13 protein-coding genes and 1 pseudogene are annotated in these 17,900 nt (G+C 76.4%); 13 read left to right on the top strand and 1 reads right to left on the bottom strand.

Annotated elements, in window-relative coordinates; genetic code table 11:
• Positions 1–97: 97 nt before the first annotated feature.
• From ACZ4VW_RS23435 to ACZ4VW_RS23385, 11 genes and pseudogenes are all read left to right on the top strand, one after another.
• A complete protein-coding gene (locus ACZ4VW_RS23435; RefSeq protein WP_467965430.1) occupies positions 98–1,093 on the top strand; it encodes an ABC transporter substrate-binding protein in 996 nt (331 codons plus the stop codon).
• Positions 1,090–2,049, top strand: coding sequence for a FecCD family ABC transporter permease (locus ACZ4VW_RS23430; protein WP_467965428.1), 960 nt, complete (start codon positions 1,090–1,092; stop codon positions 2,047–2,049). Before ACZ4VW_RS23435 ends, ACZ4VW_RS23430 begins: the two co-directional genes overlap by 4 nt.
• A 497-nt stretch (positions 2,050–2,546) precedes the next feature.
• Positions 2,547–3,506 carry a FecCD family ABC transporter permease gene (locus tag ACZ4VW_RS23425; RefSeq protein ID WP_467965736.1) on the top strand — a complete coding sequence of 320 codons (960 nt, stop codon included), beginning with the start codon at positions 2,547–2,549 and terminating at the stop codon, positions 3,504–3,506.
• A gap of 14 nt (positions 3,507–3,520) precedes the next feature.
• A pseudogene (locus tag ACZ4VW_RS23420) lies at positions 3,521–4,421 on the top strand (ABC transporter ATP-binding protein).
• Positions 4,422–4,479: 58 nt separating this feature from the next.
• Positions 4,480–4,614, top strand: a complete 135-nt coding sequence (amiA, locus tag ACZ4VW_RS23415; RefSeq protein ID WP_361864291.1) for a streptamidine family RiPP — start codon at positions 4,480–4,482, stop codon at positions 4,612–4,614.
• Between the two features lie 130 nt (positions 4,615–4,744).
• Positions 4,745–5,689, top strand: coding sequence for a hypothetical protein (locus tag ACZ4VW_RS23410; protein WP_467965426.1), 945 nt, complete (start codon positions 4,745–4,747; stop codon positions 5,687–5,689).
• Positions 5,686–7,179, top strand: a complete 1,494-nt coding sequence (locus tag ACZ4VW_RS23405; protein ID WP_467965424.1) for a CocE/NonD family hydrolase — start codon at positions 5,686–5,688, stop codon at positions 7,177–7,179. Before ACZ4VW_RS23410 ends, ACZ4VW_RS23405 begins: the two co-directional genes overlap by 4 nt.
• Positions 7,176–8,549, top strand: a complete 1,374-nt coding sequence (locus ACZ4VW_RS23400) for a YcaO-like family protein (protein ID WP_467965422.1) — start codon at positions 7,176–7,178, stop codon at positions 8,547–8,549. Before ACZ4VW_RS23405 ends, ACZ4VW_RS23400 begins: the two co-directional genes overlap by 4 nt.
• A 422-nt stretch (positions 8,550–8,971) precedes the next feature.
• On the top strand, positions 8,972–10,294 hold the full coding sequence (locus ACZ4VW_RS23395; protein ID WP_467965420.1) for a hypothetical protein: 1,323 nt from the start codon (positions 8,972–8,974) through the stop codon (positions 10,292–10,294).
• On the top strand, positions 10,291–12,027 hold the full coding sequence (locus tag ACZ4VW_RS23390) for an ABC transporter ATP-binding protein/permease (RefSeq protein WP_467965418.1): 1,737 nt from the start codon (positions 10,291–10,293) through the stop codon (positions 12,025–12,027). The genes ACZ4VW_RS23395 and ACZ4VW_RS23390 overlap by 4 nt, the downstream gene beginning before the upstream one ends.
• Positions 12,028–12,620: 593 nt before the next feature.
• Positions 12,621–14,309 (top strand): ABC transporter ATP-binding protein, encoded by a 1,689-nt coding sequence (locus ACZ4VW_RS23385; protein WP_467965734.1) that lies wholly within the window; start codon positions 12,621–12,623, stop codon positions 14,307–14,309.
• 100 nt (positions 14,310–14,409) lie between these two features.
• Here the strand turns inward: ACZ4VW_RS23385 and ACZ4VW_RS23380 are convergent, their stop codons facing one another.
• Entirely contained in the window at positions 14,410–16,101 is a 1,692-nt protein-coding gene (locus ACZ4VW_RS23380; protein ID WP_467965416.1) for a PucR family transcriptional regulator, read from the bottom strand.
• A 311-nt stretch (positions 16,102–16,412) separates the two neighbouring features.
• Here ACZ4VW_RS23380 and ACZ4VW_RS23375 point away from each other — a divergent pair, with 311 nt between their 5' ends.
• The gene (locus tag ACZ4VW_RS23375) at positions 16,413–17,303 is read left to right on the top strand and encodes an FAD binding domain-containing protein (RefSeq protein ID WP_467965415.1); all 891 of its coding nucleotides are present in this window, start codon (positions 16,413–16,415) and stop codon (positions 17,301–17,303) included.
• 2 nt (positions 17,304–17,305) lie between these two features.
• Positions 17,306–17,899, top strand: coding sequence for a (2Fe-2S)-binding protein (locus ACZ4VW_RS23370; protein WP_467965413.1), 594 nt, complete (start codon positions 17,306–17,308; stop codon positions 17,897–17,899).
• The last annotated feature ends 1 nt before the right edge of the window (position 17,900 follow it).

Below are 17,900 nucleotides of genomic sequence, written 5' to 3'. Positions count from 1 at the left end.
GATTATCATGTGGCACGCTGTTGGCGTGCGGGTCGGCCCGGGGAGCCCGTCGCCCTTTCCGCCATCACCCCCGGGACGAAAAGGAACTGAGGGACATATGTCGCGCAGAATGCTGCGAAAGGCGCGCCGCCTCGCGGCCGCGGCGGTCATGGGGGCGCTGCTCGCCGGGTGCGGAACCGCGGGCGGGGACGCCGAGGGCGCGGGGAAAGGGGGAGCGGGAACGGGTGCGGCGACCGACGTGAACGTCCGGCCCATCACCGCCGCACGGACCGTCACCGACTCCAAGGGCGTCAACGTCACCACCGCCGCCCCACCGAAGCGGATCGTCTGTCTCGTCGCCCTCTGTGACGACATGCTGACCGAACTCGGCATGGTCCCGACCGCCACCAACTCCGCGCTCCTCGCCCACGACCAGTTCCTCGGCAAGGCGAAGGCGGCGAAGGTGCCCGTGATCCCGGGCGGCTTCCTCAGCCCCGAGACCGAGGCGATCCTCTCGTACAAGCCCGACCTGGTCATCGGGCTGGGCGACACCCACGGCAAGCTCGCACCCGCCCTCAAGGGCGCCACCGTCTTCTGGCCCCTTCAGCCCGGCAACTGGCAGGACAGCGTGGGCTATCTGCGCGATCTCGCCGCCCTGACCGGCCGTACGCGGCAGGGTGAGGCGGCCGAGAGGGCCTTCCGCGTGAAGCTCGCCGCCGCCGAGAAGGCCCGCAGCGACAGGACGGCACTGATCATCTTCGGCAGCGACGAGAACTTCGGCGTCGCCACGCCCGGCAACGACGTCACCGCGGGGCTCATGCCGAAGGTCGCCGACTACCCCTGGAAGAGCCGGGGAGTCGAGGGCACGTACAGCATGGAGGAGATCCTCGCCCGCGACGTCGACGTCCTGTTCGTCGAGACCCTCTCCTTCGGCGGCCCCGCCGCGCCCGGGCAGCGGCTCTCCGACAAACTCGACGCCAACCCGCTCTGGTCGAAGATCCCGGCGGTGAAGAACGGCCGGGTCCACGAGGTCGACGCCGAGGTCTGGGCCAAGGGGCGTGGCACCCGCTCGCTGGGCATCGTCCTCGACGAGGCGACGGCCGCGCTGCGGTGAGTTCCCTTCCGCTACGCCAACTCTGCGCGGGAGCGGCGGTCCTGGCGGCAGCGGTGGCCTGCGCGCTGCTCCTGCCGCAGCTCGGGGATCTCGGGGACGACACCGGGGCCGCCGGGGTGATCCTCACCGAACTGCGCCTGCCCCGGCTGGTTCTGGCCCTCGTCGCGGGAGCCTGCCTCGGCGCCGCCGGGCTCGTCCTTCAGGAGGCGCTGCGCAACCCGCTCGCCGTACCGGAGATGCTCGGCGTCTCCGGCGGCGCCGCGCTCGGCGTCGCCGCGCCGCTCGTCCTCGCCCTGCCCGTCCCGCTCGCCGTGCAGCCGCTTCTCGCCCTCGCCGGAGCCGCGTTCGGCGGCGTCCTCACCCTGCTCGCCGCGGGGTTCGGCCGCAGCCCCGGCGCCGTCCTGCTGACCGGCGCCGCCGTCGCGGCGGCCCTCCAGGCGGCGCTGCTCGTCCTGATGGTCCTCGCCGACCAGCTCGACCTGCAGATCGTGTACCGCTATCTGCTCGGCAGCCTGTCCGCGCGGACCTGGGACGACGTCAGCGGCCTGTGGCCGTGGCTCGCGGTGGCGCTGCCGGCGCTGGTGCTGTGCGCGCCGGTTCTCGGGGTGCTGCGCCTCGGCGACGACGACGCCCGGGCCCTGGGCGTACGGGTGCGGCGCGCCCGCCTGGTGGCGCTGGGCCTCGCCGTGCTCCTGATCGCCCCGGTCGTCGCGGTCTGCGGACCGGTGGCCTGGGTCGGCTTCCTCGCCCCGCACCTCGCCCGCCGCCTACGGCCGGAGGCGGGGGCGGTGACCTGGCTGCCGTGGTCGGCCGCGCTCGGCTCCCTGATCGTGCTCTGCGCCGACCAGCCCGCCCGCCTGGCTCTGGCGCCGATCGAGACCCCGGTCGGCGCCTGGACGGCACTGCTGGGCGTACCGGCGGGCGTCGTACTCCTCAGGACGGGGGCGAAGCGATGACGGACATCGAGGCACGGAGGACCGAAGGCCCCGAGCCGGCCGGGAGCCCGGGCGGTGACGGGGGCCGTCCTCGGACGGATGCGACCGCGCCGACTGCCGCTGAAGGGAAGGGATCCGAGACCGTGCGCTCCCACGGCGGTGCCCTCGCGGCGTCGCATCGGACCGGCGCGGACGCGGTGTCGGGCGGGACCGGCCCGGCGCCGGACGGGGCGCATCTGGCGTCGGCAGGGACCGGCCCAGCCCCGGCCGTGGCGGATCAGGGTCCGGCGCCGCACAGGACCGACGCGGCATCGACCGGTCCGGGACCGGCGTCGCAGAGGGCCGACGCGGCATCGACCGGTCCGGGACCGGCGTCGCAGAGGGCCGACGCGGCATCGACCGGGACGGGACCGGCGTCGAACACCACCCGGCACGCGTCGCGCCACGCCCCCGGCGGGGTGCGGAGGCCGCCCGCGTGGGTGTTGTTCGTGGGGCTCGGACTCGTCCTCGGGGTCGTCATGGTCGGCGGGCTGGTGGCCGGGCGGGCCGTCGGGGCCGGCGCGGTGGCCGACGTGCTGCGGGGTGACGGTGACCCGCTCACGCGCCACGTCGTCCTGCGACTCCGGCTTCCCCGCACTCTGGTCGCGCTGACCGCGGGCGCCTGCCTGGGTCTCGCCGGGCTCGTCCTGCAGTCCGCGCTGCGCAATCCGCTGGCCGGACCGGAGGTCACCGGTGTGACCCCCGGCGCCGTGCTCGGCGCGGTCGCCGCGACCGGGCTCGGTCTCGCGGGCTGGGAGTCCCCGATGGCCGTGGTCGTGGCCGCCTGCGCGGGCGGCTTCACCGGCGCCGGACTGCTCTGGCTGCTCGCTGGCCGGGACCGGGGCGACCCGGAGCAGACGGCCGTCCACGGCGTGCTGGTGTCGGCGGTCCTGGCCGGGCTCACCGCGATGGTCCTGCTCGTCGCACCCGGCGAACTGGGCAGCATCGTGCAGTGGCTCGTGGGTTCCACCGAGGGCCGCGTCATGGAGCACTGGCGGCTGCTCTGGCCCTGGGCCACCGTCTGGACCGTGGCCGCCTGCCTGCTGGCCGCCCCGCTGACCCTGCTGCGCTGCGGCGACGACCAGGCCGCGGCGGCCGGTCTGCGCACCGGCCGCGCCCGGCTCGCGGCGCTGGTCTGCGCGGTGGCGCTGACCGCGGGCGCCGTCGCGGTGGTCGGCGCCCTCGGCTTCGTGGGGCTCCTCGTGCCGCATCTGGCCCTGGCCCTGTTCGGCGCGGACCTGCGCCGGGCGCTGCCCGGCTCGGCCCTCCTGGGCGCGGTGGTCGTGGGCGGCGCGGACGCCGGGGCCCAGTGGCTGTCGCCCGTCCTCGCCGAGGCCCTGGAGACGGACCGGCTGAGCATTCCGACGGGCGCGCTGACGACCTGTGTGGGCGCGGCACTTCTGCTGATCGTGGCCCGCCGCGGAACGGAGAGGACATGAGGAGAACCATGGACATGCTCGGAACGCGGGCAGTGGAGGCGGGGAACGCGGTGGACCCGCCCCAGGCGGCGGTGGCGACCCCCGGAGGCGCGCCCGGCGCGATCCGTATCGAGGGTCTGCGGTTCGGCTACCCCGGCCGGGACGTGCTCCGCGGAATCGATCTCACCGTGGGCGCCGGGGAGTCGGTCGCCCTCGTGGGTCTCAACGGCTGCGGCAAGTCCACCCTGCTGCGCCTCTGCGCGGGGCTGCTGCGGCCGGGCGAGGGGCGCGTCCTGCTCGACGGTGAGGACCTGTCGCGGCTCTCCCGGCGCGCGGCCGCCCGCCGGGTGGCGATCCTGCACCAATCGGCGCCCGCGGTGCCGGGTATGACGGTCGGTCGGCTGGTGCGGCAGGGGCGGTACGCCGCCCGGGGCCCGCTCGGGATGCTCCGCGACGGGGACGACGCCGTCTGCGCGCGGGCGATGGCCGACGTGGGAGTCGACGCGTGGGCCGACCGGCCGGTGGACGACCTCTCGGGCGGTGAGCGGCAGCGCGTACGGCTGGCGATGGCTCTGGCGCAGGACACCCGCGTCCTGCTCCTCGACGAGCCGACCACGTACCTGGACCTGCGGCATCAGCTGGAGGTCATGCGGACGGTGGTGCGGCTGCGCGAGGAGCGGGGGCTGACGGTGGTGATGGTGCTTCACGACCTCGGCCACGCCGCGCGGTTCGCCGACCGGATCGTGGCCCTGAGGGAGGGCCGGGTCGCCGCCGACGGCCGGCCGGAGGACATCGTCACCCCGCGCCTCCTCGCCGATGTGCTCGGGGTGGCCGGCCGGGTGGGGCGCGACCCCGAGGGCGGCTGGCCGGTGTGTTACCCGGATCACCCTCTGGAGGCCCCCGAGGCTATTGCGAAATGAAAATCATATTCATTAGTGTCGGGGGTGCGTCGCCGGACCGGCGGCGCGACCATCCACGAACGGAGAGTCGACTCATGGAACAGCACAAGGTGTTCAGCCCGATCGCCGAGCAGGGCCAGCTCGCCCACCTGTCCGCCACCCACTCCAACGCCCTGGTGGAGAACCCCTTCGAGGACGCCGTCGAGGCGGACACCGACTCGGACAACTGAGTCCGGCGTCCGGCCTCGCGCCGGACGCCCGCGGGCCCGCCCGGATCGCCTTCCCGGGCGGGCCCCACCCGTCTTCGGACCCGTGCCCACCCGCTTCCGCCCCCCACCAACCGCTTCAGGAGGAACTCCCGTGACCACCGCGCGACTCGCACCGGGCGTCGCCCTCGTCACCGTCCCCGGCCACGGGCTCGCGGTGCGCACGGCCGACGGGGACTTCCTCCGCGTCGACACCGGGACCGCCGCCGCCGAGGACGTGGTGGCCCGTCTGACGAAGGGTGGCGCGCCGACCGCGCTCGACACCCTGACCGATGCCTTCGAGGAGGCCGGGTACGCGCGGGACCCCGCCACGCCGGCGGAACCCCCGCTCGCCGGGCGGACCGTACTCCTCCTCGGCGACCCCCTGTTCACCGGTCCGCTCGCCCGGTACGTACGGGACGCCGGCGCCGAGGTCCGCACCGGCGCGCCGCGGGACCTCGGCGACGTCGCGGGAGATCCGGCGGCGGCGGTCGTCTGGTGCCTGGACGGCCCCGTCCCCGAGGGCCTGTGGGACGAGGCCGACCGCCTGCCGGCCCGCGGTACGGCCTGGCTGCGCTGCCACCGCGAGGGGGCCCAGGTGTGGCTGGAGCCGCCGGCCTGCCGGCCGGGAGACGTCACCGCCGCGGACGTACGGCTCCGCCGCCTCGCCGCGACCCCGGCGCACCGCGAGCTCGCCGCCTACTGGCAGGGCCGGTACGCGGGCGACACCGGGCCCGGACACCGGACGGCCTCCGCCGCGCTCACCGCGGCCCTCCTCACCGCCGACCTCCTCGCCTGGGCGACGGACCCGGACGGCCTCCGCCTCCGGGCGGCTCGCCGCACCCTGCGCCGCATCGACCTGCGCACCCTCGCGGTCACCGACCACCCCGTGCTGCCGGTCCCGCCCGTGGCGCCCCTCGTGCCGGTCGCGTCGGGGGAGCGGAGGCAGTCGGGGGAGTCGAAGGAGCCGGTCGCCCCGGGCGGGGGGTTCGTCGTGCCGGAGCCGTCGTCGACGGGCCCGGACGTGCCGGCGGCCGCCGGTGCAGGAGGCACCCGATGAGGACCGTGCGGGTCGACGGTCTCGCCACCGACCTCTGTCTTCCCGACGGCCCAGGACCCCACCCCGCCGTCCTCCTGCGCACCCCCTACGACCGGCGCCGCCACCGGGCCGAGCTGCGCGCCTGGGCGGCGCACGGGTTCGCCGCCGTCGCGCAGGACGTCCGGGGGCGCCACGCCTCCGACGGCGTCTGGTACCCCTACCGCTCCGAAGCGGTGGACGGTACGACGGCGCTGGCCTGGATTCGCTCCCAGGAATGGAGCGACGGGCGCGTGGTCGCGGTCGGGGCCTCTTACGCGGCCCACTGCGCCCTCGCACCGCTGCTGGGCGCGGACGGGCAAGCCCCCGGGCCGGGCCCCGACGCCGTCATCGCCGCGGTGCCCGCCCTCGGCGGCGGCGAAGTGGCGCGCGAGGCGACCGGGGTCGAAAGGCTGTCGGCGCGGGCCGGATGGTGGCTGGCGCACGGAGACCGCGCCGACTCCGGCGGCCAGGCCCTCGCAGACGCCCTGCGGGACACCCCCGACCTGCTCGACCGGCTCCCCGTCACCCGGGTCCTCCCGCTCCCCTCCTGGCCCGGGGTGTGGGCCGTGCCGCGCGACGAGGACCTGTGGAAGCGGGCCGCCACCGTCCGCGTACCGCTCCTCGCCGTCGGAGGCATCCGCGACCCCTTCGCCGACGACACGGTCCGCCTGTGGCGTGCGTGGGGCGGTCCCGCGCGGCTGCTCCTCGGCCCGTGGGGCCACGGCCTGACCGCCACGCCCGCGCCCGAGGCCCGAGCCGAACACCGGCTGGACCTCGGCTCCTTGTACGCGCGCTGGGCCAGGAAGGCGCTGGCCGGCACCCTCGGTGATGCGAACGGAGCACGCGGCGCGATCGCGCTCGGCGGCAGCGCCCACTGGTGCGCCGCGGCCGACGCGGAGTCCGCGCGGCCCGTCCCGTACCCCTTCGGGGACAGCGCCGGCCTGCGGCTCGTGCGGGGAGCCGCGTTCGTCGCCGATCCGATGCGACCCGTACGCTCCGACCGCCTCGACGTCGACGAGCACGGCACGCCCGACCGCTGCCTGCTCGTCACCCCGCCGCTTCCGCGCCCCCTCGATCTGCTGGGTGACGCCGGTGCACGGCTCGTCGCCGCGGCCGAGGGGCCGAGCGCCGACTGGGCGGTGCGGCTGGTGGCCCTCCGCGCGGACGGCCGTGCCGAACCGCTCGCCTCCGGCATCGCCCGCGCCACCCACGACGACCGTGCGGCACGGGAGGTGACGGTCCCGCTCGGGCCTGTCGCACGTCGGCTGGACGCCGGGGTCCGGCTGCGGCTGGAGATCGCCGGACACCACTTCCCCGCCCACGCCCGGAACCCGCACACCGGTGAGGACCCCGTGACCGCGACCCGGCTCCTGCCGTCCCGACGGTCCGTGCGCATGACGGGCAGCGCCCTGCTGCTGCCCGTCGCCCACCGCCCCGCCGCCCTCGATCCCGTACAGGAGATACTCCGTTGACCCTCACCGGCGTACCATCGCTCGACGCGCTCGTGGACCCCGTCTGCGGGCTCATACGGGCCGTCGAAGCCGTTCAGCACCCCACCGGCGCCCCGCCCCGCTACACCGCCATGACCGCCGAGGTCTCCGACGCGCGGCGCTTCGGAGCCTGGCCCGCCGACCGGGTCTCGCTGGGCACCACCTTCGGCGACGCGCGGGGCGCGCGGCTCGCCGCCGTCGCCGAGGCCGTCGAGCGCTACTGCGGCAACCGGCTCCCGCCGCCCGGCCACCCGGACGCCCCGCGCCTCGCCACCGCCGCCGAACTCCACGCGGAAGGGCGGCCGGCGTACGGCCCCGGCGACCTCCCCTCGTACGCCGGCTGGCAGTACGACCGCCCCCGCTTCCCCTACCGGCCGCTCGGCCCGGACACCCCCGCCCTCTGGGCCCGGGGCACGGAGGACGGCCGGGAGTGCTGGGTGCCCGTCGCGCTCAGCCACCTCAACTGGCGCCAGGGGAAGCTCCGTTCCCTGCCACGGACGCATCACCTCAACTACGCGGGCATCGCCACCGGCCAGGGCTTCGACGACGCCGTCGAACGCGGGCTCCTCGAAGTCGTCGAGCGGGACGCGCTGGAGCTCTGGTGGCACCTCGACGGGCCCACGCGCGGCATCGACCCGCGCTCCGTGCCCGGGCTCGACCGCGACCTCGAAGGCTGCGGGCTCGACGTCCGGATCGTCGAGATGCCGTCCGAGTTCGCGCCCTGCGTCGCCGCATGGGTGTACGACCCCGAACGCGGCATCCACGCCTCGGGCTTCGCCTGCCGCTACGACCCCGCGGAGGCCGCGCGCAAGGCGGTTCTGGAGGCGGTCCACACCTGGGTCTTCACCCAGGGCGCGGTCGAGGCGGACGGCTGGGTCTTCCGGGCGATCGAGGCGGGCATGTTCGCCCGGGGCCTCTACCTCGACCACCGGGCCGACCGGCGCTACCTGGACGCCGTCGGCGAGGACTTCGGCGCGGTACGGGACCTGGGCGCGCACGTCCAGGTCTGGCTGGACCCGCGCATGGCCGCGTACGCCCGCCGCTTCACCCACCCGGCCCTGGGCGTCGTCCCCGTCGACGCGATCCCGGCGGGGAACCGCGCCGCGCTCGACGCCCGCCTGGCGGCCGGCGGTCACCGCCTGATCACCGTCGACCTGACGACCGAGGACATCGCCGAGACCCCGCTGCGCGTGGCCCGGGTCCTCGTCTCGGGCCTCGTCCCCAACGCACCGGCCGCCTTCGGCTACTTCGGCTGCGAGCGGTTCGGCCGGGCGGCGCTCGAACGGGGCTGGCGCTCCACGCCACCGTCGGGCCCGGACGACTTCACCCTCGCGCCGCCCCCGCACATGTGAGGACGCGGACGATGACCGATGCATACGTGGACCCGGCGGTCGGGCCTCCTCGAACGGCCCGGGACGGGGCCCGTCCGCACGACGCGCCTGCCGTCGCGCGGCCGGAGCCCGTGCGGCGGAAAGACCCGGGGGCCGGCCGCTCGGATGGCCCTGCGACCGGCCGCTCGGAGCGCTGGGAGACCGGTCGGCCGGTTCGCCCGGTGGGCGGCCCCCCGACGCCGGGCCGGGACGTGAGCCCGCCGCCCGTCCCGGCACGGGCCACCGGCCACGCCTCCGGTGCGGGGGCCGACCACGTGCGCGGCTCGGGGTCCGCCCAGGACACCGAGCCGGGGGCGGGAGCGGGGGTGCGGCGGGGGCACGTGCCGGCGTCCCGGCCGCGGCCAGGGTCGGCGTCCGAACCGGCGCCCCGGGCAGCCTCCTTCGTGCCGGCCACCGCCGGCGCTTGCGCGGAAGGCTGCCGTATCGCCGCCGCCCTGCGGCTCGCGCGGTCGGGGCGGCTGCCCGGGCCGGACATCGCGGCGGGGAGCGCCGTCACCGCCTGGCCCGGAGAGCCGCTGCCCGTGCCGGGCGGCCTGGACCGGCTGCTCCGGGCGTCGTTCGCGGGCGGACGACTGCGCCCCACCGCGTCGGCCGGGGCCCTGCACCCCGTCAACGTGCATCTCCTGGTGGGCCCGGGCGGAGTGCCGGAGCCCGGCCGGTACGCGTACGACCCCGTCGCCCACCGGCTCCACCGCCGAGGAAGCGCGCCCGCCGCCGCCCCGGCCGGCGTGGTCGTCGTCCTGACGGTGACCGCTCGCCGCACCGTCTCCCACTACGGCCACCGCGCCTGGCCGCTCCTCCTCCTCGACACCGGGCACGCGCTCGCCGCCCTCGCCCTGGCCGGCGCGCACGCCCACTGCGGGGACACCGACGGGACGCTCCTGGCCGCCGCCGCGGGCCTGGCGACCGGCGGCGGGGAGCCCGAACACGCCGTGGCGGCCGCCTGGTGGAACCGAGGCCCGGCCGAGCGGCCCGCCCCCGACGTGCTCGCACGCTGGGCCGCCCACGGCCCGGGGGACGCGCCGCTCGGCGCCCGCGGGCCGGCGCCCCGGGTGCTCCTTGCCGCCTGGGACGCGCTCACGGAGGTCACGGCCTCTGCGGGGGAGGGGAGCTGGCACGGCTTCCCCGGGCTGCCGTCGTCCCCGCCCGGCACCCGTCGGCGCAGCGCGCCGCCCGGCTTCGGCGGAGTCCCCGAACCGGCGGAACTGGCCCGCCTCCTGCGCGCGGCCGAGGCGGCCGGGCCCGAAGGCGTGCGCTGGTGCGTGGCCGTCGGCGGCCCCGAACCGGCCGTCCTCGGCGGCCCCGGCCTGCGCACGCTGGCCACCGGGGACGCCCGCCCCACGCTCGCGCGATGGGCCGCCGGCCAGGCGTGGCTCGCCGAGGCCGGAGCCGTACTCCTCGCGTACGGCTGCCCGGACGACGCACCGCCCGCCGAGATCCGCCGGACGCACCTGGGCGCCGGCTACGCCGTCGGAATCGCCCAAGTCCTCGCGTGTGCAGCCGGATCGGCCTCCCGTCCGGTCGGCTCGTGGCAGTCGGCCGACCTCGGCGCCGCACTCGGCGAACCGCCGGGCCGTTCCTCGGTCCTCCACGCCCTGGCCCTCGGCCGACGACCCGAGGGGTCGCCGTCGGCACCGCCCTCGGGACCGTCCGCCTCGGCCCGTCCACCGTCCAGCCCCGCCGCCCAAGGAGCCCCGCCGTCATGATGCTCCACCCGGAGCTGGTCCGCGCCGCACGTCCCGCGCGCGGACCCCTCACCGTCGCCACCGTGCTGCTCGTCGCCGTCTCGGTCACGCACCTCACGCAGGCGGCCCTGCTCGCCCTCGCCCTCGCCCGGATCGCCCGCGGCGCCGCCGACGGCCTCGGCCCGCTCCTCGCCGGTGTGCTCGGCACCGTCGCCGTACGGGCCTGGCTCACGCGCCGGCAGCGTCGGGTCGCGGTGCGCGCCGGGGCCACCGTACGGACCGGACTGCGCGACACCCTCCTCCAGCGGCTCGGGACGGTCGGAGCCCCCCGGGAGGCGGCCGCGCGCGCCGGGGCCGTACGGGCCACGCTCGTCGACGGCGTCGAGGGAGTCGACGCGTACGTGTCCCGCTACCTTCCCCAACTCCTCGTCACCGTCGCCGTACCCCCCGTCCTGCTCCTCGCCGTCGCTCTCGTCGAGCCGTACGCGGCGCTCGTCCTCGCCCCCGCGCTCCTCCTCGCGCTCTTCGCCCCCCGCTGGTGGGACCGGCTGCTCGCGCGGCGCGGGCAGGAGCACTGGGGCGCGTACGAGGCGCTGTCCGCCGACTATCTGGAGGCGCTCCAGGGGATGCCGGCCCTGCGGGCGACCGGGGCCGTCGCCCGCACCCGTGCGCGTCTGGAGGCACGGTCCGCGGAGCTGCACCGGGCGACGGTGGCCAAGCTGCGCGTCTCGCTGGTCGACACCGGGATCACCGACCTCGCCGTGCAGGGCGGCACGGTCGCCGCCGCGCTCGTCGCCTGCGCCTCGGCCGTGTCGGGGCGGATTGAGGCGACCGGCACGTACCTCGTCCTGATGCTGGCGTCCGAGTGCTTCCGGCCGGTGCGCGACCTGTCGCGGGAGTGGCACTCCGGCTACCTCGGCATCTCGGCCGCGGACGGGATCGCGGCGCTGAGGACGGCGACGGGTGCCGTGCCGGACACCGGGACCACCCCGGCCGCCTGGGACCGCGCGCCCGAGATCCGCTTCGAGGACGTCCGCCACACGCATCCCGGCGCGTCCGAACCGTCCCTGCGCGGGGTGACGTTCACCGCGGAGGCGGGCCGGACGACGGCGATCGTCGGGCCCTCGGGCGCGGGCAAGTCCACGCTCCTGGGGCTGCTGCTGCGGCAGGGCGGAGACCCCGAGGGCGGACGGATCACGGTGGGCGGCGCCGACCACACCTCGTACACGCTGGCCTCGCTGCGGCGCGGGATCGCGGTCGTCTCCCAGGAGACGTACCTCTTCCACGCCACCGTCGCCGACAACCTGCGGCTGGCGCGGCCGGGCGCCACGGACGGGGAACTACGGGCCGCGGCGCGGGCCGCCGGGATCCACGAGGAGGTGCTGGCGCTTCCCGAGGGGTACGGGACGGTCGTCGGGGAGCGCGGCGCGACGCTGTCGGGAGGTCAGCGCCAACGGCTGGCCCTGGCACGGGCGTTGCTGGCCGACGCACCGGTCCTCGTCCTCGACGAGGCGACCAGCGCGGTCGACGAACGGCGCGAGGCACGGATCGGCCGCGCCCTGCGGGAGGCGGCGCGGGGCCGTACGTGTCTGGTGGTCGCCCACCGCCTCGCGTCGGTCCGCGACGCGGACCGGATCGTCGTCCTGGACGGCGGCCGCGTCGAGGCGATCGGCACGGACGAGGACCTGCGCCGCCGGGACGGCCTGTACGCGCGGCTCCTGGCCGCGGCGAGCACGAAGGAGAAGGCGGCATGAGGAACCCGGGCAACACCCACGACCCCCTGGCGGGCCCTGACCGCCCACGCCCCTCGCCGCCTGCGGCGGGCGGTGAGCCGGAGACCCCGCCTCGGGGCGTCGCCGGCGCCGCGGGGCCGTCCTGCGGGGAACCGGCGAGAGGCGCCGGGACGTGTGAGGGGCCGCACGGCGGGTCGGTGCGGGGGGCCGACGCCCCGCCCCGACCCGCCCCGTCGGTCCCGGAGACCGACGACCCGCCCCGCCCTCCGGGGGCCGACGGCCCGCCCCGCCCTCCGGAGGCCGACGGCCCGACCCGCCCTCCGGAGGCCGACGCCGCGCCCCGACCCGCCCCGTCGGTCCCGGAGACCGACGACCCGCCCCGCCCTCTGGAGGCCGACGACCGGCCCCGCCCTCTGGAGGCGGACGACCGGCCCCGCCCTCTGGAGGCGGACGACCGGCCCCGCCCTCTGGAGGCCGACGGCCCGCTCCGCCCTCCGGGGGCCGACGGCCCGACCGAGGCCCCGCTCGACGGCCCGCCGGCTCCTCGGTCCGACGGGGCGTCCGAGTCCGGGCCGACGGCCCCCCGCCCCGAGCTCGTACCCACCGCGCGGGCTCTGCGGGCCCTGGTGCCCGTGCTCGGGGCGCACCGGGGGATGGCCCTGCGGACCTTCGTCGCCGCGCTCGTCGACCAGGCCGCGCTCGTCGCGCTGGTCACGCTCGCCGCGCACACCGTCGGTGCCGCCGTCGTGGACGGGGCGGTGCCCTCCGGCGGGACCGTGGGGGCGCTGGTCGCGCTCGTGGTGCTGCGGTCGTTCGCCACCTGGCGGGAGATGGACCTGTCGCACGATCTCGCGTACCGGGTGCTCGCCGAACTGCGCGTCCGCGTCTTCGACGGGCTCTCCCGGAGCGCGCCCGCGCGGATCGCCGGCCGGCGCAGCGGCGATCTGGCGTCGGCCGCGCTCGGCGACGTGGAGGCGCTGGAGTTCTTCTACGCCCACGCCATCGCCCAACTCCTCGCCTCCGGAACCGTGTTCACCACCGGCACGGTCGTGCTCGGGATCGTCGACCCGTGGCTCCTGGCCGCCGTCCTGCCGGCCGCCGGGCTCCTCGTCCTCGGCCCGCTCCTGGACGGCCGCGGCCGGGCCGTGCGCGGGGCGCGGACCCGCGAGGCCGCCGCCGCGCTGTCCGCGGAGACCGTGGAGACCGTCGACGGGCTGCGCGAGCTCCTCGCCTTCGGCGCGCTCGACCGGCGCCGGTCGAGCCTGCGCGCGCACGGCAGGCGGCTCGGGGACGCCCAGCGGGCCGAGCACACCTGGGAGGCCGGCGCGGCCGCCGTACGCGACCTGCTCGTGGTCGCGGCGGTCGTCGGGGTCGTCGCCGCGGCCGCACACACCCTGAGCGGTCCGTGGGCGCCGGCCGCCATGGCCCTCGCCCTGGGCTGTCTGGCACCGGTCGCGGACGCGGCCGCGGCGCTGGGCCAAGCGGGTGGTCTTCGGGCGGCGGCCGCCCGCGTCGGTGCGGCGATCGGGGCCCGGGCGGGCGCGCCGGCTGCCGCGACGCCCGTGGCGCTGCCGGACGGACCGCTGGGGGTACGGCTGCGGGGCGTCCGCTTCGACTACGGCGGTACGGACGTCCTCGCCGGGGTCGACCTGGTCGTCCGCCCCGGGGAGACGCTGGCGCTGGTCGGGGCCTCGGGGGCCGGGAAGTCGACGGTCGCCCATCTGCTGGCCCGGTTCTGGGACCCACGGGACGGCGCCGTGGAGCTCGTCGGGGGCGGCCGTGCCGTCGACGTACGCGACCTCGCCGACGCCGACCTGCGGGGCGCCGTGGCCGTGGTCGGGCAGGACGCGCCGCTCTTCCACGGCACCCTCGCGGAGAACCTGCGGCTGGCGGCTCCGGACGCCCCGGACGGGCGGGTCCAGGAGGTCGCGGAGCTGTGCGGGATCGGCCATCTGGTCTCCGGCCTCGCGGTCGGCGAGCGCGGCGCCACCCTCTCGGGCGGCCAGCGCGCCCGCGTCGCCCTGGGCCGCGCCCTGCTCGCCGCGCCCCGTGTCCTCGTCCTCGACGAGACGACGGCGAACCTGGACGCCGCGGGGGAGGCGGACCTCGCCGCGGCGCTCGCCGCCGCGGAGGGTGCGGCGACCCGCACCACGGTCCTCATCGCCCACCGGCCGTCCACCATCCGCCGCGCCGACCGGATCGCGGTCCTGGACGGCGGGCGGGTCGTGCAGACCGGGACCTGGGAGGCCCTGACGGCCCGGGAAGGCCCCTTCAGGACGCTCCTGACCCGCACCGGCCCCTGACCCGCCCGGACCGACCCGGACAGGCCCTGACCGGCGCGCACGGGTCGCTGCCCCGGCCGGTCGTTCCCCGCCAGGGGCAGGCCCCGGCCACGCTCCCGCGTCACGACATGCGCAGCGCCAGGAAGAAGTCCAGCTTGTCCTCGAGACGCGACAGGTCCCTGCCCGTCAGTTGCTCGATCCGGCCCACCCGGTAGCGCAGGGTGTTCACATGCAAGTGCAGCCGGGTCGCACAACGGGTCCAGGAGCCGTCGCAGTCGAGGAACGCCTCCAGCGTGGGGATGAGCTCGGCGCGGTGGCGGCGGTCGTAGTCGCGCAGCGGGTCGAGCAGCCGCGCCGTGAAGGCCCGGCGGACGTCGTCCGGGACGAACGGGAGGAGCAGCACGTGGGAGGCGAGCTCGTGGTGGCCCGCGGCGCACACGCGGCCCGGGCGGGCGGCCGCGACACGGCGGGCGTGGCGGGCCTCCTCCAGAGCGCCGCGCAGGCCCTCCGCCGAGTGGACGGCCGCGCTGACGCCCAGGGTGAGGCGGCCGTCACCGTCCAGACCGGCCGACAGCGGCTCTCGTACCGTCGCCAGCAGCACGTCGGCGTGCAGTCCGATGGTGCCGTTGCCCTCGTCCTCGCTGTCCGGCAGCGGTCCCGCGGGCAGCGGGACCAGGGCGATGGCCTCGTCGCCGTGGTGGGCGACGGCGATGCGGTCGGCGGAGTCGGCGCCCACGGTCGCTGGGTCCACCAGGACCTCCTCCAGGAGGGCCTGGGCCACGGGGCCGGTCTCCACGGCGCCCGCGCCGCCCTCCGCGTCCCACTCGACCCGGGCGACCACGACCTGCCAGTGCGGCGCCGTCCCGAGGCCGGGCAGCAGGACCGGGGCGGCGACCCGCAGGCGGGCGGCGATCTCGGCCGGGGCGGCGCCCGCCTGGACGAGTTCGAGGACCTCCTGCGCGAGCCTGCGCCGTACGGTACGTGCCGCGTCCCGCCGGTCCCGCTCCACGGCGATGAGCTGGGTGACGCCCTGGAGCAGGTCGAGCCGGGCCGCCGGCCAGTCGCCGGCGTCGGCCTCGACGGCGAGCAGCCAGTCGGACAGCACGGTCTCCCGCACGTCCCGCGTGGCGGGCGCGGGCCCGCGGCCGGTGTTGCGGATCGGGAACAGGGAGTACGTCGTTCCGGCGATGCCCAGGCGGTGCGGGCCGCGCCGCCCGGTGCGGGTGGCGGCCAGGTGCTCGCCCGCCAGTTTCGCCGCGAGACCGGCCTCCAGCGGCTCCCCGGCGCCCGCGATCTGGCGGCCGGTGGGGGACAGGACCCAGGCCCGGAGGTCGAGGTCGGAGCCGAGGAGGTCGAGGACGACCTCGGGGCCGCCGCCCGCCGGGCCGGAGGTCATCAGCCGCCGGTGACGGTCGACGACCGCCGCGAGGTCGCCGGCCCGCTCGCCGGACACCTGTCGAACGACGTGTTCGGTGATCGTCGCGAACGCAACCGTCTCGTTCACCGCGAACAGCGGCAGACGATGGCGCGAACACGCCTCCACGAGGTCGGCGGGGATGTCTCCGAGTTCCGCCTCGCCGGCGGCCAGGGCCGCCACCCCGGCGGAGGCCAGGATCCGGACGAAGGGCTCGGCGTCCGCCGGCTCCCGCAGCCAGGCGAGGCCGGTGAGGACCAGCTCGCCCCCGGACAGATACCTGCTGGGGTCCTTCAGGTCCGTCGTCATCACGCCACGGACGGTGCGGTCCAGCTCGTCCTCACCACCGAGCAGGCGCAGCCCCAGCGCGTCGGTTTCCAGCAGTGCGCGCAGCCGCATCTCGTTGCCGCCGTTCCTTCTCGTCCGTCGCGAAACTGTCGCGTTGTCGTCGGTGGCCCGGTGCCACCGTTTCCAGGGGAAAACAGCGAGGTTACCGAGCCCCGTCTTTCGTTCGAATCTACAAGACGAACAAGGTCACCAGCCAACTCCTTCATGTTTTCGGTGACTGCACCGGGGCGAGCCGGGCTTGTGTACTAGGCCACACATCGCGTTAACAGCGGATGAACATGAATTCGAAGTCGAGGGCCGGCCGTCCCCCCGGGCCCGTACGACCGACCCCCGATCACTAGAAGCACAAGAAGAGAGCCACCATGGACTTCCTTCGCCCCGCCAGCTGGGAGGAGGCGCTCGCCGCCAAGGCAGAGCACCCCACGGCCGTGCCCATCGCGGGTGGCACCGACGTCATGGTCGAGATCAACTTCGACCACCGGCGTCCCGAGTACCTCCTGGACCTGAACCGTATCGAGCTGCTGCGCGAGTGGGAGGTCGGCGAGGAGAACGTCCGCCTCGGCGCGTCCGTTCCGTACACCCAGATCATGGAGAACCTGCGGACCGAGCTGCCGGGCCTCGCCCTCGCCTCGCACACCGTGGCCTCTCCGCAGATCCGTAACCGCGGTGGTGTCGGCGGCAACCTCGGCACCGCCTCGCCGGCCGGAGACGCGCACCCCGCGCTGCTCGCGGCCGGGGCCGAGGTCGAGGTCGAGTCGGTGCGTGGCAACCGGTTCATCCCGATCGACGCGTTCTACACGGGCGTGAAGCGCAACGCGCTGCAGCCCGACGAGCTGATCAAGACCGTCCACATCAAGAAGGCGGACGGCCCGCAGCAGTACTCCAAGGTCGGTACGCGCAACGCGATGGTCATCGCGGTCTGCGCCTTCGGCCTGGCGCTCCACCCGGAGACCCGCACCGTGCGCACCGGCATCGGTTCGGCCGCGCCGACCCCGATCCGCGCCAAGGAGGCCGAGGTCTTCCTGAACGCGGCTCTGGAGGAGGGCGGTTTCTGGGAGAGCGGAAAGATCATCACTCCGTCGATCGCCAAGCAGTTCGCGGACCTGTGCTCGGGCGCCGCGAACCCGATCGACGACGTCCGTGGCACCGCCAAGTACCGCCGCCACGCCGTCGGCATCATGGCCCGCCGCCAGCTCGGCTGGACCTGGGAGCAGTACCGCGGCACCGGCCGCACGCTTGAGGGAGCTGCATAACCATGCGCGTCAATTTCACGGTCAACGGTCGTCCGCAGGAAGCCGACGATGTCTGGGAGGGCGAGTCCCTTCTCTACGTCCTGCGTGAGCGGATGGGGCTCCCCGGCTCCAAGAACGCCTGTGAGCAGGGCGAGTGCGGTTCGTGCACGGTCCGTCTGGACGGCGTGCCGGTCTGCTCCTGTCTGGTCGCCGCCGGGCAGGTCGAGGGCCGCGAGGTCGTCACGGTCGAGGGCCTGGCCGACTTCGCCAAGCAGCGCGAGGAGCAGGGGCACGGTGGCTGCGCCTCCGGCGCCTGTGGCACCTCGCTCGACGCCGCCAAGCAGTGGGAGGCGCGGCCGGGTCAGGACTCGCAGACCGGTGAGGGCCTCGAACTGAGCCCGATCCAGCAGGCGTTCATCGACGCCGGCGCCGTCCAGTGCGGCTTCTGCACCCCCGGTCTGCTGATCGCCGCCGACGAGCTCCTGGAGCGGCACAGCGACCCGTCGGACCAGGACATCCGCGAGGCGCTCTCCGGCAACCTCTGCCGTTGCACCGGTTACGAGAAGATCCTGGACGCGGTCCGCCTGGCGGCCGCCCGTCAGGGAGAGGCGGTCTGAC

The organism is Streptomyces sp. NPDC029139, assembly GCF_055564335.1.
Note: the sequence above shows the minus strand (reverse complement) of the source record. Positions and strands in the feature narration are given on the sequence as shown.